We start from the raw sequence: 14,434 nt of genomic DNA, 5'->3' as shown, positions 1-14,434 counted from the left end.
GGCAGGTTTACAGCGATCTGGACACGCGGCGGATCGCCTGAGGCGGATGGCCAAAGATGCGAATGAAGCTTTGGCGCATCCTGCTGACGTCGTTGAAACCGACAGAACGCGCGATCGCGTCCAACGACTCACGGCCTTGTTCGATCCTAGGCCGGGCGGCCTCCGCCCGCAATCGCTCGATTGCCTTTGCGGGTGTCACACCGGTTGCAGCAAGAAAGGCCCGTCCGAACTGACGTGCGCTGAGGTGGGCGACCTCGGCCAGTCGCTCGACCGGCAAAGGGTCCGCGATATGATTTCGGACGTAGGCCAATACCAAACGAATTCTGTCGGAATCAGGATCAAGGCCCAAAAGCGAGGAAAACTGTTGCTGACCGCCGGATCGGCGATGGTATACCACCAACATTCGAGCAATCGCCAACGATGCCTCTCTCCCCAAATCCTCTTCGACAAGTGCCAGAGCCATATCGATACCGGCGGTGATCCCAGCTGAGGTCCAGACGTTGTCTGCCTTAATGAAGATTCGATCGGGCTCAACGCGCACGGCTGGATGTAACGCTTGAAGGTCCGTTGCGTTCATCCAGTGTGTGGTTGCGCTCACCCCGTCCAGAACGCCAGCGGCAGCCAGTATGAATGCGCCAGTACACACGCTTGTCGTCCGCCGTGCAAGGGTTGAAGCTTTGCGAACGTACGCGATCATTTCTGGCGAGAGAGCCCCTTGTCCCATGGATCCCCCGACAACCAGAAGAGTATCCAGCGGCTCGTGGACGAGAGGATTGACATTGACGGACACCGGGCTTTCGCTGGCGACCGCGCAACCATCGAGCGACATTACCGTTAGCTGATATGCGTCGGGGTTCTGCCGCTCAGCCCACTGAAACACCCCAAGCGGGCCGCTGAGATCAAGAAGATCAAAGCCGGGAAAAACCAGAAAGCCGATGTGCCGTTTCATGATGCAGATGACCCCTTGTTACAACTATCCGTTCCAAAGAGCCTATTGCTGACACATGAGCCAACCCGTTTACCGCCCGCCAAGGCTTTACCCAGTGAGCATCGCAAAAGCGATGGCGCAACAGGGCCATACGCTTATCCCTTAAAGCCTGGATACTCCATAAACAGGGCAACATGTCGTGCTGATTTACGACCGTAAACCTTCGATATATCTGCAAGTGCGATATCCAATGCGCGCGTCGCGTGGTGGTCATCAAGCGGTGGGAGTGTGCGGTCAAGCGATCCGGTGCTATCTGCTGCGACGTCAGGGAGAAGAATCAGGCCCTGCGCTAAGCGGAGGGGCGCTCTGGTTGCGGCGACAGCGACTGCCGTAGTAACACCGTTCGTTGTATAGACTTCGGCAGTGAGTGCGAGAGCAATTTCGTCGTCGCCATTTTCAACAGGGATGCCGACCGTGACTTGCGGCTGCTTCTTGCCATCGGGCATGTCGGAATTTGCGGGGTCAGCTTTGAAAGCATCGCTGTTGTGCCGAGAGTCCCAGCCGTCGATGCCGAGGTCGTTGGCGACTTGAGCGGCCTTAGTCGGCCCGGCGATGGCTTCGACCAGCGCAACGGCGACTGGCATGGAAGCAGTAACGCCTGCGCTTGAAACAACCTTGCCGTCCGCGACATATCGGATGTTCTTCTGCCATTTTACCTTTGGAAAAAGATCGGCCCTCATGGCCTCATTGCTGTAGTGCGAGGTGGCTCGGCGCCCATTAAACAGACCTGAGTTAGCAACCGGCAACGCGCCGTAACATATGCTGATGATTGTGCCGCCCTTCACGCTTTGCGACATGATCCATTTTGTGAGGCTCACATCTCTGAAGTTTCCGACTGCTGGCACAAACAAATAATCTGCGCCGTCAGGATAATGATGGTCGAACTCATCGATCGTTGATTGCAATTCGAAAGTTAAAGGCGGCATCTTAACGGGACCCGGCTTGACCGAAACAGAGATGACATCCGCCACGTCCGACCGCGCTAAAACACCGAACGGAATACAGAAGTCGCTGATGACGGTCCCCTCATTCAATCCTACGATGGCGATCAGTGGCTTGATGCGGCCAAAGCGTGCTTTGTAAGGTGCAATTTTTTCTGGGTTTACATTGTGAGAAGCGTCGAAGGCCGCCCACGCGCTCGAGGTTTGCTGCGCGGCTACCTTTCCTGCCCCAAGCGCCAAGCCCCCGAATCCTACAATTCCAGAAATAAGTGTCGTGCGGCGCGTAACATACGTCATTATGAACCTCTCTGCTGCTGCGACGGATTATCTGCACATATGCCAATGGCGTAAAGGACATAGAACGATGTTTTTCGGACACGCTGAGACCAGTCGTATCACCTCCGGCGCAAGCTACCACTTGCGGAAGTGTCCACTGATTAGAAGTACCAGAGCCACCGTCTTTCATAAGCGTGCGGTGAAGCTGCCTTTCAGATTCCCACGACCACATGAAGTTACGTCACCAATTCCGTCACTAGAGACGTCATCAGGGATGAACTATGGGCAACGTGGAGATTTTGACAGGCGTCGAGCGTCGGTGCGGCTTGTCTGAGGAGGAGAAGCTTTCTACACTTCAAGAAACGGCCGAGCCGGATGCCAAGAATGCCGACGTCGCTCGTCGGCACGATATCAAACCACAGCAGATCTATACCTGGCGGGGGACGTTCAGGGCGGGGCAGGCTGAGCCGTTGGTTTCTTTTCTACCGGTTGCACTGATCGCCATTGGAACGAGCGACGAAGCTGAGCAACCAGTACCATTGGACAAATCTCCAGCAAAGCGTGCGGCACGTGCCATGCGGATCGAGATCGGCTGCAAAAGCGGTCGTTTGTTGAAAGTGGAGGCTGACATTGTGCCTGACGTCTGAAAGCACTGATCCGCTCGGTTGACGAAGCATGATCGCACCAGCAGTTGCGATATCCGTATAAGGTGAAGGCGTCGGGCGTTAACTTGATGGGCCGTTTCCAGCATGACCATGCAATGAAACAGGTGGGTCTTATTCGGCGGTGTTTATCCGATTCTCGGTTTCCGCATCGAAAAGGTTTATGCTGAGGGGATCGACCTTGAAGGCAACCTGGTCGCCCCGTCGGCCCTGGAAGCGGGGCTCAGCGCGCGCCACGACCGAATGACCGCCGACCCGGACCGTCACCATCGTGTCTGGACCGGTCGGCTCGACCACATCGATCACGCCCTTGATCGCCGCGTCATCAGTATTGGTTACCTTCAGCTCCTCGGGCCGGACGCCGAGAACGCAGTCCCTGGACCGGGCAACATCACCGGACACGTGGACAGCAATGCGGACGCCTTCGCAATATGTGACTTCCATAACGCCTATCGAACGGATCGCCTCCGCCATCGATTTGCCCTGAGCATTCAGCACGTCAACCTGACGAAGCTTCGTGACGATCTCTTCTGCCTTGTGGCTTTTCGCTGCCATTCCAATGTTCTTCTTCGGCTCATAAGCTTTATTTCAAGAAGGATCACTTTTCAGGGAGCAGACCGACGCGTGTTCCGGAGTAGGCGGGTTCCTCGTTGACGACTTTCATCATGTGGATCTTCCCTCCGTCGCGGCGTTGGGATCGGAAGACAGCGCATGCACACGGGTGCATTGATCATTCGACGCGATCGGCCTAGAGGTTCTGGCAGTGATGACAGAAAGTTGAATCCGATGGCCAAGAGCTTTGTAACGTCGATCGATGTCGCGGAAAGGGCCGGCGTTTCACGGTCGGCCGTCTCGCGCACGTTCACCGCCGGCGCCAGCGTGTCTCCCGACGTGCGGCAACGCGTGTTGAAGGCGGCGCAGGAGCTGGGCTACCGGGTGAACCGCCTAGCGCAGACGCTGAACACCTCGAGCTCGAACCTCGTCGGGGTCGTCGGCGCCAACCTGTCCTCGCCATTCATCGCCAAGCAGCTTGATATGCTCAGCCTCGGGCTCCTGCGTCGGGGGCAACAGTGCCTGCTGCTCAACGCCGCCGATGCCCGGAGCGACATCGCGCCCTTGATCGAGTTGATCTTCGAATTCCGCGCCCGTGCAATCGTGGTGCTCTCGGGAGAGCCTCCGGCATCGATCGTCGATGAATGTCTCGCAAACGGCGTGAAGCTGATCGTCATCAACCGCCTCATGACGCGGCCCGACACGGATGTGATCCTCAGCGATGACATTCTCGGCGCAAGGCTCGCGGCCGAACGTTTGCTGGCAGCAAGATGCCGCAAGGTGGCGGTCGTCTGCAGCGGCAGCCTGACGCCGACGCAGGTCCGGCGCGCCACGACATTTTCGGATGTCGTCAGGGAGCATGGTGGCGCGGTCGTGCGCTGGAGCGAAGGGCCGACGGCCTACGAGACGGGCGTTGCCGCGGCGCATGCCCTGCTCGCGGATGAGCAGATAGACGGGGCATTCTGTGTGACGGATCTGATGGCCCTCGGCTTCCTTGATGCCGCGCGGCATGATCTCCAACGCTCCGTGCCCGACGATCTGTCCGTCATCGGCTTCGACGACATCCCGCAGTCTGCCTGGAAGGCCTATGATCTGACGACGGTCGGACAGTCCTTTTCCGTCTTGACCGACGCTGTCCTTGCAGCCCTCGACCATGACGATGGAGAGGTGTCGACACAGATGGTTCCCGTCACGCTGATAGAGCGCGGTACCGTTCACAAATAGCCCAAGCGTGGAAGTGAGCAGACAGGCCATAAAATTCCCATTGCCAGGCTTGAACACGTGTGCAACATTGAACACGTGTGCAACGGAGTTCGGAAGCATGTCGACGAGTGAGACTTTCAGCAACGACATCGAAGGGCGGGCCATGCTCTGCCAGGCCGTCATCCGGTCAGCGGGCGCTCTGGCGCTCCGGGGGTTTCGCGATATTGCCCAAGCCGGCTTTACGATGAAGGGGCCGCAGGATTTCCTGACCGAGACGGATGCTGCATCCGAGGCGCATATTCGCGGCAGGATCGCAGCTGCCTTTCCAGACGACGGGTTCTTCGGCGAGGAAGGTGGCGGCGAGATCCGGGATCGTGTCTGGGTCGTGGACCCGATTGACGGCACCGCAAACTTCGCGCGCGGCATCCCGCACTTCTGCATTTCCATCGGCTACATCGAAAACGGCGTCGCCCAGTTCGGCGCCATCTACAATCCGGCGCTCGACGAGTTGCATTTCGCAAGGCTCGGTCGCGGCGCAACGCGCAACGGTTCGAAAATTTCCGTCGCCGGAACGAGCCGCTTCGACACAGCGTCCGTGGAACTCGGCTGGTCGACACGCGTGCCCAACGCGACCTATCTCGGCGTTGCCGCCGCGCTCCTCGGCAAGGGCGCTAATGTTCGCCGCTGCGGCTCGGGCGCTCTGGGCCTCGCCTATGTCGCCGACGGCCGTTCCGACGGTTACGTCGAACTGCACATGAATTCCTGGGACTGCGTTCCCGGCCTGCTGATCGTCGAGGAAGCCGGCGGGCGCGTCTGCCCCTTCATGGAGCTTGGCTCATTGCGCGAGGGCGGCCCCGTTCTGGCGGCCGCTGCCGGCATTGCGTCGGGCATCAGCGAAGCCAGCGGGATCCCGTTGGCGGCGGAAAACAACGCCCCAGACGCGGGAACGCAACAAGCGGGAACAGAACAGGCGGGAACACAACAAGCGAGAATACAGGCCGCCTGAAGACGTCGGTGGGCGCTTCGGGCGCCCGAGGAAATGACATGCGGCCTGGAGAGCCGTTCGGGAGGGACTATGGCAACGGTAGCGGATATCGGAACGACACGAACGGCCGGGCGAGGAGGGCGGATGTCGCGGCGCGTCGGGCGCTTCTTCACCGCGCCTGAGCGCCTGATCGCGCTTCTCCTGGCGATCGTGCTTTGTCTCCTGGTCATCGTCCCCCTGTTCCAGCTGATCCGGGAAACCGTGACCGTACAGCCCTATGATGCCGCATACCTGCCTGGCCGCGCGCCGGGCGAACTGACGACCTTCCACTATGAGCGCGTGTTTACCGGGCGCATGTCCTGGGCGCTGTTCTACAAGCCGTTCATGAACTCGCTCGTGACCGCGTTCGGGGCGACGGCGATCTGCCTTGCGCTGGGTGCGATGCTGGCCTGGGTCGTCGTGCGCACCAATGTGCCGTTCCGCGAGTTCGTCAACACGGCCGTCGTGCTGCCTTACATGCTGCCGTCCTGGGTCATGGCGCTTGCCTGGGTCACGTTTTTCAAGAACGACCGGGTCGCCGGCGCATCGGGTGTCTTTGCCTACCTCTTCGGCATTCAGCCTCCCGACTGGATTGCCTTCGGCGGCATCCCCATCATCATCTGCCTCTCGCTCCACTACTATGTCTACGGCTTCCTGATTATCTCGGGTTCGCTCTCGACGGTGGACAGTCAGCTCGAAGAAGCGGGCGCCATTGCCGGCATGTCGCGTCTGCGCCAGTTCGTCTCCATCACCGTGCCGCTCGTTCTTCCGGCCGTCGGATCCGCTGTCGTCATGACCTTTATCCGCGTCATCGGATCCTTCGGAACGCCGGCCGTGCTCGGCATGCCCATCCGCTACTTCGTTCTCCCGACGCAGATCTACGCAGCCATTGGTTCGCGCAATGTCGGCGACGGCTATCTCCTGGCCCTCGTTCTCGTGTTTCTCGCCGTCCTGTTCATCTGGATCAACCAGCGCATGATCGGCGTCAGGAAAAGCTTCGTCACCATGTCCGGCAAGGGATTTCGCCGGCGGGAGATCGATCTCGGCCGCGCGCGCTGGCTGGTGTTCGCGCTCGTCATGCTCCTGATGTGCATCACGGTCGTGCTTCCGCTGGGCCTTCTCGTCCTTCAGTCCCTGTCGCGCACCGCCGGCAATTACGATCTTTCGAACCTGACCTTGCACTACTGGATCGGCGAGCGCGGCGGCGTCAATGCGCTCTATGCCGGCGTCTTCCAGAACCCTCAGATCCTGCATGCGGCCTGGAACAGCCTGCGGCTCGCCTTTCTCACGGCTCTGGCGACGGCCGTTCTCGGCTTTCTCATAGGCTACGTGGTCGTGCGCACCCGCGGCAGCCTGTCGTCCCGGGCGCTCGAGACGGCCGCCTTCCTGCCCTACATCTTCCCGGCGGTCGCCTTCGGCGCCATCTATATCGGCATGTTCTCCCAGCCGGTCGGGCCGATCCCGGCCCTCTACGGCACGTTCGCGCTGCTGGTGCTGATCGCTGCGGTGAAGAACCTGCCCTACACCTCGCGCACGGGTATCGCCGCCATGCTGCAGATCGACAAGTCGCTGGAAGAGTCCGCGCGCGTCCAGGGCATCGGCTGGTTCGGCCGCATGCGCCGCATCGTCGCGCCCCTCGCCGCATCGGGCCTCATTTCCGGCATGCTGCTCAGCTTCATCGGGACGATGCGCGAGCTTTCGCTAATCATCCTGCTCGTCACGCCGTCGACGGCGGTGCTCGCAAGCGTGATCTACACCTACCAGACGGATGACGTGCCCCAGCTGATCGGCGCAGCAACGCTGCTGCTGGTCGCGTTGGTCGTCGGATGCAACCTGCTGTTCCGGCTGGTTTTCCGCAATACGAAGATGGGTTTTGCTTGAGGAGGCGACCCGAAGGAGGAGGACGACGATGCAGAAAATGACCAAGGGCATGACGATTACGGGACTGATGACCCGGGGATTGGCGGCTGCCGCCATGAGCTTGATGATCGGATCGACGGCGTTCGCGCAGGACGCATTCGACACCTGGCTGAAGACGGCCGAACTCGGCGCGAACCAGCCGGCGGAAGAGAACTGGGAAGAGATCACCCGCAAGGCAAAGGAGGAAGGCGAGGTCACGATCTATGCGTCCTCCTCCAGCGTCAGCGCATCCGCTGAGGATTTCATGAAGCTCTATCCGGAGATCAAGGTGAACGCCTACGACCTCGGATCAGAGAAGACCATTGAGAAGGTGGTGCGCGAGCAGCAGGCCGGCATTTTCGCCGTCGACGTGGTCAACACCGCGGGCACGGCCCAGATGTTCTTCGACCTCCTGCCCAACAAGCGCATCGTGAACTACGTGCCGCGCTACCTGGTCGACAAGATCCCGGTGGAGCTGCGCGAGCCTCTCCTCACCCAGGTGATCGAGGCAACGGTGCTGATGTACAATGCCGACACCTACAAGGACGGCCCGCCGGTCAAGAACGTGTGGCAGCTGACGGAGCCGGAATGGAACAAGCGCTTTGCCATGAAGAGCCCGTTGGGATCGCTGACCTCGCTTGCGCTGCTGGCCTCGATCGTCGAGCACTCCGACAGTTTCGCCAAAGCCTATGAGGCACATGCCGGCAAGCCAATCGAGCTTTCGGAGGGAATGGAGAATGCCGGTTACGAGTTCCTGCACCGCCTCTTAAAGAACGACCTCGTGATCTACGATTCCGGATCGAAGCTCGCCACCGCATCCGGTCTGAAGGGGCAGGACAAGCCGCCGGTCACCTTCTCCAGCATGCACTACATCAACAAGAACGGCAGCGACGACTACGCCAATGCCATTCTGTACGATGTCGATCCGGCCGGCGTGTTCGCCTATTCGACCTACACGGCGGTGGCGGGCCAGGCGCCTCACCCCAATGCCGCCAAGCTCTTCATCGCCTTCCAGATGGGCTCGAAGGACCTGACGCCGGAAACGAAGGTCGAGAAGCCGTATCGCGAGGGCGAGAGCCTGAAGACGCTGCAGGGAATGGCCGCCTACTTCAAGGTCGGCACCTTCTCGCCGCGCACCGACGTGCCCTTGCCCAAGGGTGGCGAGAATTGGCCGAACGTGAAGAAGATCTTCGGTTCCGCCGAATTCCAGCGCGACAATGTCGCCGCCGTCAACGACTTCTGGGTCGTCGAGACGAGCCAGTAAAAGCTGCAGTAAACGGATCGGCGTGTCAGCGCATGCCGGTCCGGACCTGTTGATCCCGGGAGGAAAATCATGAACGAAGTGTCCCTGAAAGGCATCACCAAATCCTATGGCGCCCATCTCGCCATTCCACCCCTCGATCTCGACATTCCCAAGGGAAAGTTCGTGACGCTGCTGGGGCCCTCCGGTTGCGGCAAGACGACGACCCTCAGGATCATCGCGGGTCTCGAACAGCCTTCCGACGGGGAGCTGACGCTTGCCGGGAAGACCGTCTTTTCCGGGCGCGACAGTCACTTCGTGCCGCCGGAAAAACGCGGCCTCGGCTTCATCTTCCAGAGCTACGCGCTCTGGCCGAACATGAAGGTCGATCGCAACGTCACGCTGGCGCTGCAGCAGGCGCGAAAGCCGAAGCAAGAGATCGCGGAGCGGCTTGCCGAGGCTCTGAAGAAGGTCCAGCTCGAAGGCTATCAGGAACGCTTTCCCTCAGAACTCTCCGGCGGGCAGCAGCAGCGCGTCGCGGTGGCGCGGCTGATCGCGGCGCGGAACTCGATCCTGCTGATGGACGAGCCGCTCTCCAACCTCGATGCGGTTCTCCGGACGGAAATGCGCACGGAGCTGAAGCGGCTGTCTCGTGATCTCGGGGCGACGACGATCTACGTCACGCACGACCAGGTCGAGGCCCTGACCATGTCGGATATCATCGTCGTCATGAAGGACGGCGTGATCCAGCAGATGGGCAGCCCCTACGAGATCTATCACCAGCCGAGCAATCTCTTCGTCGCCGAGTTCATCGGCGATCCGCGCATCAACCTGTTCGACGGGCACCTCGACCAGCGGGACGGCCGCAGCGTGTTGCGGATCGACGAGACGGAGATCGTTCTGCCCTACACCGTGGCGCGGCCCTCGGGCGCGGTGCGGCTGGCCATCCGGCCCGAGCGGCTGACGCTGCACGACGGACCCGCGCCCAACAGCCTCCCCGCCGAAGTGGACGTCGTGCAACCCACGGGATCGCAAACGATCCTGTCGCTGACATCCCGTGGACATGCGGTGACCGCCCTCATTCCGCGCTTCGTCGAGCGCTGGCCGACCCGCAAGGTCTGGCTGGAGCTCGACCCGGCACACATCATGGTCTTCGATCCGCAGTCCGGGCGCCTCTCGGAAACGACGAATGGCGCTGTCCGGCAGGTGGATGCGGCCTAGAGCTTTTCCAGTCGGAGCGAAGTCGCTCCCGCGCCGGACATGCTCGAACTCAACCCGATCAGGACGATCGGCGCGGTCGCGGATCGCGCCTTGAAAGGACGGAACATGGATGCTCCCGTATATGCACGACCATCGATCAGCGCGATCACGGAAGGGCTGAAACCGCACAATTCGACGCTCTATATCGGCGGGCTCGAAGGCGCACGCGATTTCGGGCTTCTGAAACGGCACGGGATCAGCATCGTCGTGAACTGCGCGGTCAATCTCGACATCAATGTCGTGCGAGATCCGGCAAACCCGCAGGACGGCGACCTCAGCGCGACCGGCTATTCCACGATCCGCTACTACAAGCTCGGCATGATCGACGGCGGCGGAAGTCCGGATACAATGATGCTCGGCGGATACTACATCCTGCATGGCGCGCTGCACCAGACACTGCCGAAGCGGGAAACCTATCCCTTCGAAGATGGCGGCAACGTGCTCGTCAACTGCCGCAGCGGCCGCAGCCGGTCGGTTTCGCTGGTCGGCCTCTATCTCCACAAGCAGCAGCCCGATCTCTTCCCGACGCTCGATGCCGCGATCGCCCATATTCGGGAAAAGCGCCTCCTGCGGCCGGACGAATGGTTCGAGACGCCGAAGCCGATGCTCTACGATGCGGCACGCCGCGCCTCCGACTGGATCGACCTGATCGAAGCGCAGAGGGCGCGTGATGGCGTTGCGTGAGCATTCGCCGGTCGCCGTGATCGCCGACGCTCATTTCCACGATCTCGAAGGCGATTTCGGGCAGGACCGGATGACGGGCGATCACCGCCTAACGGCGCGAAGCTGGTCGGAAACCCGATGCTCGACGCGCGTCTTCAACGAGAGTTTCGCGGCCCTTCCCGCAGCGCTCGACAGGATCGCCGCGCGTGGCATCCGCCACGTCGTCCTGCTCGGCGACTACAGCGATGATGGGCAGAAGGCGACCGTGGCAGCCGTCGCGGCACTCCTTGAGCGCTACGCCGCCCGCTTTTCCATGTCCTTCTACATCCTGCCCGGCAATCACGACGGCTATGCCCGGGCCGGGCGGCATCAGACGAAGGAGTTCCTGGCAGACGACGGCCGCGCCCTGAATATCACAAGCGACCCGGATGTCGCGGCCACGGATCCGCATGCGATCCTGACGGAGACGATGTACTGTGCGGGCTACCCCGAGGCCCTGACACCTCTTGCCCGGCATGGCCTCACGCCCTGTCCCGGCGACTTTCACTGGGAAACCCCGTTCGGATCGTCCGGTGCCTTCGAGGACCGGCACTACAGGCTGACATCCGCGGACGGGAAACGTCAGGCCGATCTGGTTGATGCGTCCTATCTCGTCGAGCCGGAAGAGGGTCTCTGGCTGCTGATGATCGATGCCAACGTCTTCCAGCCTGCCGACGATGCGACCGGTCTCTGCCGGGCGAGCGACTTCATCGACAGCACCGGCGCCGGCTGGAATGCCGTGATCCGGCAGCGGCGGTATCTCATCGACTGGATCGCCAACGTGCATCGCCGTGCGGCCTGCGATAGCAAGAACCTGCTGTGCTTTTCTCATTATCCGGTGGTGGATGTCTTCGCGGACAATCTGGAAAGCGAACTGGCCCTGTTCGGGCAGACCAATGTGGCGAGGCGCACGCCGCGCGAGGATGTGGCGGAGACGCTTTTGCAGGCCGGCATGACCCGGCACTTCAGCGGCCATATCCATGTCTACGGATCGAGCGAACGAAAGACCGGTGACCGCACGCTGACCAACATCGCCGTTCCCTCGCTGGTCGCATTTCCACCGGCTTTCCGCATCGTTCATGGCGCAGCCGACGGGCCGACATGCGAGACCGTCAGCCTGGCCGACCTGCCGGTCGACGGGCGTGTCGTGCATCTCTATCGCCGGGAGTGCGATCGTCTCGGCGAACCCGCGCACCCCGCCTTCGACGCGCTGAGCTATGGTGATTTCCTCTATGCGCATCAGGAGGCGCTGGTCACTCACCGCTTCTTCCCGCGCGAGTGGCCGCAGGAGATGGCTGCTCTCTTTTCAGGCTCGACGCTCCGACGCCTGCTTGCGCAACTCGACCTGCCGCCCTCCACCCTTTCCGATCTGGCGCGAGCGGGCGGCGTGCGCACGGACGCCCTCGCGGCGCTTCCGTTGCTGCGGCTCGTCACCGACTGGTACGCGCTGCGCCAGGCGCAGGACATGGCGCTGCCCTTCATTCCGTCCGACCGCCTGTCGATCTACAAGGCTCTGGCCGACCACGGCGGAATTTGGCCGATGGAGGGAGCGTCGGCAGCGACGGCTTCGGGCAGGCAGTTTCTGAAGACCTTTCTGAGCGTGCTGCGGCTCTCCCTCGATCGTGCCTGCATCTCCCGATGACCTCCACCGTCATCATGATCAACCTGTTCGGGGCCGTCGCGCTTCTCATGTTCGGGCTCGCACAGGTCAAGGACGGGGTCACGCGGGCCTTCGGCGCGCGTCTGCGCACCGGCCTTGCTGCCGGTACGAAGCGCGGCTGGCGGTCCTTCCTGTCCGGCTTCGTCGCGACCGTCGCGCTTCAGAGTTCGACGGCCACCGCGCTGATGGTTTCATCCTTCGTCGAGCGCGGCATGATCAAACCGCGCATGGCGCAGATCGCGCTGCTCGGCGCCAACATAGGAACGGCGGTCACGGCCTGGATCGTTTCGACGGGCATCGAATGGCTGTCGCCGCTCCTCATCCTCATCGGCATCGTCCTGTTGCGGGCCGCATCGACAGCGCGCAGAGGTCTTGGAACGGCGCTGGCCGGCATCGGTCTGATGCTGCTTTCGCTCCACCTTCTCGGTCTGGCGACCGAGCCCCTTCGCACCTCGCCGGCACTTCGGGCCTTCATCGGCCTTCTCGACGGCGCATGGCCGGTGGCCCTGATCTTCGCGGCGGTCCTTGCCTTCCTGTCCTCGTCGAGCCTTGCCATCGTCGTGCTGATCCTGTCGCTCGGATCGACGGGCATCCTGTCGCCCGGCCTGATGGTCGTTCTCGTCCTCGGCGCCAATCTCGGCGGCGCCGTTCCCCCGTTCATGGCGAGCCTGGGTGCCGGACCGGCCGCACGGCGCGTGACGCTCAGCAACCTCATCGTCAGAGGCTGCGGCTGCCTCATCGTCCTGCCGATGGCGGGGACGATTGCGGATGGATTGTCTGGGCTGCCCCTGTCGGCGGCAAAGCTTCCGGTCGATATCCACCTTCTCTTCAATGTCCTCCTGGGTCTTGCCGCATGGCCGCTTTCCCGAAGGCTTTCCGCCATCATGCAGCACCTCGTTCCCGACGCGCCGGCCGGCGAGAGCGGGCCGCGATATCTGGACGCCCAGGAATTCTCCACGCCAGCCATAGCCCTGACTAGCGCAACGCGAGAGGTCCTCGGCATCGGCGATCTGATCGAGCGGATGCTGCTCCTCTCACTCGAGGCCTTTCGCCTCGACAAGGCCGAGCGACTCCAGCCTCTCCCGGCGCTGGAGCAGGTCGTGGACGGGTTGCAGCAAGCGGTGAAGGTCTATCTCTCGCGGCTCGCGGGGCAAGGGCTGGACGATGAGGGGAAACGTCGATCGATTATGATCATCGACTATGCGATCAATCTTGAGCACATCGGTGATCTCATCGAGAAAGGCCTGATGGCGCAGGTGGGCAGGAAGATCGTTGAGGGCATGCGCTTGTCGGATGCTGGCAACAACGAGCTTCTGCAACTGTTCGAGATGACCATCGAGAACCTTCGCCTTGCCCAGACCGTCTTTGTCACCCGTGATCCCGGCCTTGCGCGGCGGATGATGGAGATCAAGGTGGAGGTACGCAACATGGAGCGCCGGTCCGCCGAACTGCATTTCCAGCGCCTGCGCGATGGTCAAGCGGAAAGTTTGCAGACAAGCTCGCTGCATCTCGACATGCTGCGTGACCTGAAGCGCATTAACGCTCATATCACATCCGTAGCCCACCCGATCATCAATGCCAGCGGGCTCCTCCGCGAAAGCAGGTTACGCAAATCCGCAAGTTCGGTAGCAACGTGATTGAGGCGTCCAGGCACCACGTCTCAGTCTTGATGGTATGTGTACCTACGGCAACCGTAGCAAGCGGAGATGATTTCTGCGCATAGCCATTCAAGCTCCGACACCTTGACGGGTATCGAACCGTTGGCCTGCATAGGTAAATCATCAAATCCCCAGGGATGCGTGTGGAATCAAGATGATAGCTTGGAGTTAGCAGTCGAAATGAGCAAGTCTCAAAAGAGGACGCGTTGCTGGAAACTTGAGGGCGTCAATTACACGCTAAATCACATTGAGGATTGCCTTGGCTGTAAAATTCCAGTTCTGTCGCTTTGACTGGTGATTTAGTGGAAGGCGATATGACCCAAGCTTTCAGCGATGATCTGCGTAGCCGCGTGCTGGCTACATTACGGG

Annotated in this window: 12 protein-coding genes and 1 pseudogene; 9 read left to right on the top strand and 4 right to left on the bottom strand. The window is 61.3% G+C overall.

Translation table 11 applies throughout. The features are described from left to right. Positions 1 to 7: 7 nt before the first annotated feature. Together G8E10_RS18880 and G8E10_RS18875 are read right to left on the bottom strand one after the other, a co-directional pair. Positions 8 to 949 carry a GlxA family transcriptional regulator gene (locus G8E10_RS18880; protein ID WP_167130285.1) on the bottom strand — a complete coding sequence of 314 codons (942 nt, stop codon included), beginning with the start codon at positions 947 to 949 and terminating at the stop codon, positions 8 to 10. Between the two features lie 134 nt (positions 950 to 1,083). Next, positions 1,084 to 2,226 (bottom strand): DJ-1/PfpI family protein, encoded by a 1,143-nt coding sequence (locus G8E10_RS18875; protein WP_167130284.1) that lies wholly within the window; start codon positions 2,224 to 2,226, stop codon positions 1,084 to 1,086. Between the two features lie 260 nt (positions 2,227 to 2,486). On the opposite strand from G8E10_RS18875, the gene G8E10_RS18870 reads away from it, so the two are divergent. Then, the gene (locus G8E10_RS18870; RefSeq protein WP_167130283.1) at positions 2,487 to 2,852 is read left to right on the top strand and encodes a transposase; all 366 of its coding nucleotides are present in this window, start codon (positions 2,487 to 2,489) and stop codon (positions 2,850 to 2,852) included. 129 nt (positions 2,853 to 2,981) lie between these two features. On the opposite strand, the gene G8E10_RS18865 is transcribed toward G8E10_RS18870, so the two are convergent. Continuing rightward, positions 2,982 to 3,311, bottom strand: coding sequence for a TOBE domain-containing protein (locus G8E10_RS18865; protein ID WP_281517681.1), 330 nt, complete (start codon positions 3,309 to 3,311; stop codon positions 2,982 to 2,984). Next, positions 3,297 to 3,422 (bottom strand): annotated as a pseudogene (locus G8E10_RS26080) (IS3 family transposase); the annotation flags it as partial. The gene G8E10_RS18865 and the pseudogene G8E10_RS26080, both read right to left, overlap by 15 nt. 231 nt (positions 3,423 to 3,653) lie before the next feature. Here G8E10_RS26080 and G8E10_RS18860 point away from each other — a divergent pair. From G8E10_RS18860 to G8E10_RS18825, 8 genes are all read left to right on the top strand, one after another. Further along, positions 3,654 to 4,643, top strand: coding sequence for a LacI family DNA-binding transcriptional regulator (locus tag G8E10_RS18860; protein WP_062594475.1), 990 nt, complete (start codon positions 3,654 to 3,656; stop codon positions 4,641 to 4,643). Positions 4,644 to 4,740: 97 nt separating this feature from the next. After that, positions 4,741 to 5,628 carry an inositol monophosphatase family protein gene (locus tag G8E10_RS18855; RefSeq protein WP_167130282.1) on the top strand — a complete coding sequence of 296 codons (888 nt, stop codon included), beginning with the start codon at positions 4,741 to 4,743 and terminating at the stop codon, positions 5,626 to 5,628. A 123-nt stretch (positions 5,629 to 5,751) separates the two neighbouring features. After that, complete coding sequence (locus tag G8E10_RS18850) at positions 5,752 to 7,527, top strand: ABC transporter permease (RefSeq protein WP_062594466.1); 1,776 nt, start codon at positions 5,752 to 5,754, stop codon at positions 7,525 to 7,527. A gap of 28 nt (positions 7,528 to 7,555) precedes the next feature. Beyond that, entirely contained in the window at positions 7,556 to 8,809 is a 1,254-nt protein-coding gene (locus G8E10_RS18845; RefSeq protein WP_281517665.1) for an ABC transporter substrate-binding protein, read from the top strand. A 69-nt stretch (positions 8,810 to 8,878) separates the two neighbouring features. Beyond that, positions 8,879 to 10,006, top strand: coding sequence for an ABC transporter ATP-binding protein (locus tag G8E10_RS18840; RefSeq protein ID WP_062594465.1), 1,128 nt, complete (start codon positions 8,879 to 8,881; stop codon positions 10,004 to 10,006). 105 nt (positions 10,007 to 10,111) lie between these two features. Continuing rightward, positions 10,112 to 10,729, top strand: coding sequence for a dual specificity protein phosphatase family protein (locus G8E10_RS18835; RefSeq protein WP_062594473.1), 618 nt, complete (start codon positions 10,112 to 10,114; stop codon positions 10,727 to 10,729). After that, complete coding sequence (locus G8E10_RS18830; RefSeq protein ID WP_281517664.1) at positions 10,716 to 12,389, top strand: metallophosphoesterase family protein; 1,674 nt, start codon at positions 10,716 to 10,718, stop codon at positions 12,387 to 12,389. The genes G8E10_RS18835 and G8E10_RS18830 overlap by 14 nt, the downstream gene beginning before the upstream one ends. Beyond that, positions 12,386 to 14,044, top strand: coding sequence for a Na/Pi cotransporter family protein (locus G8E10_RS18825; protein ID WP_167130281.1), 1,659 nt, complete (start codon positions 12,386 to 12,388; stop codon positions 14,042 to 14,044). The genes G8E10_RS18830 and G8E10_RS18825 overlap by 4 nt, the downstream gene beginning before the upstream one ends. Positions 14,045 to 14,434: the final 390 nt, after the last annotated feature.

The organism is Ferranicluibacter rubi, assembly GCF_011603255.1.
Lineage (GTDB): Bacteria > Pseudomonadota > Alphaproteobacteria > Rhizobiales > Rhizobiaceae > Ferranicluibacter > Ferranicluibacter rubi.
This window is presented reverse-complemented; position numbering and strand designations above follow the sequence as displayed.

Excerpts from the sequence above, each read along its gene's own strand:
- G8E10_RS18880 (WP_167130285.1), bottom strand. The coding sequence starts at position 949 with ATGAAACGGCACATCGGCTTTCTGGTTTTTCCCGGCTTTGATCTTCTT.
- G8E10_RS18875 (WP_167130284.1), bottom strand. The coding sequence starts at position 2,226 with ATGACGTATGTTACGCGCCGCACGACACTTATTTCTGGAATTGTAGGA.
- G8E10_RS18870 (WP_167130283.1), top strand. The coding sequence starts at position 2,487 with ATGGGCAACGTGGAGATTTTGACAGGCGTCGAGCGTCGGTGCGGCTTG.
- G8E10_RS18865 (WP_281517681.1), bottom strand. The coding sequence starts at position 3,311 with ATGGAAGTCACATATTGCGAAGGCGTCCGCATTGCTGTCCACGTGTCC.
- G8E10_RS18860 (WP_062594475.1), top strand. The coding sequence starts at position 3,654 with ATGGCCAAGAGCTTTGTAACGTCGATCGATGTCGCGGAAAGGGCCGGC.
- G8E10_RS18855 (WP_167130282.1), top strand. The coding sequence starts at position 4,741 with ATGTCGACGAGTGAGACTTTCAGCAACGACATCGAAGGGCGGGCCATG.
- G8E10_RS18850 (WP_062594466.1), top strand. The coding sequence starts at position 5,752 with ATGTCGCGGCGCGTCGGGCGCTTCTTCACCGCGCCTGAGCGCCTGATC.
- G8E10_RS18845 (WP_281517665.1), top strand. The coding sequence starts at position 7,556 with ATGCAGAAAATGACCAAGGGCATGACGATTACGGGACTGATGACCCGG.
- G8E10_RS18840 (WP_062594465.1), top strand. The coding sequence starts at position 8,879 with ATGAACGAAGTGTCCCTGAAAGGCATCACCAAATCCTATGGCGCCCAT.
- G8E10_RS18835 (WP_062594473.1), top strand. The coding sequence starts at position 10,112 with ATGGATGCTCCCGTATATGCACGACCATCGATCAGCGCGATCACGGAA.
- G8E10_RS18830 (WP_281517664.1), top strand. The coding sequence starts at position 10,716 with ATGGCGTTGCGTGAGCATTCGCCGGTCGCCGTGATCGCCGACGCTCAT.
- G8E10_RS18825 (WP_167130281.1), top strand. The coding sequence starts at position 12,386 with ATGACCTCCACCGTCATCATGATCAACCTGTTCGGGGCCGTCGCGCTT.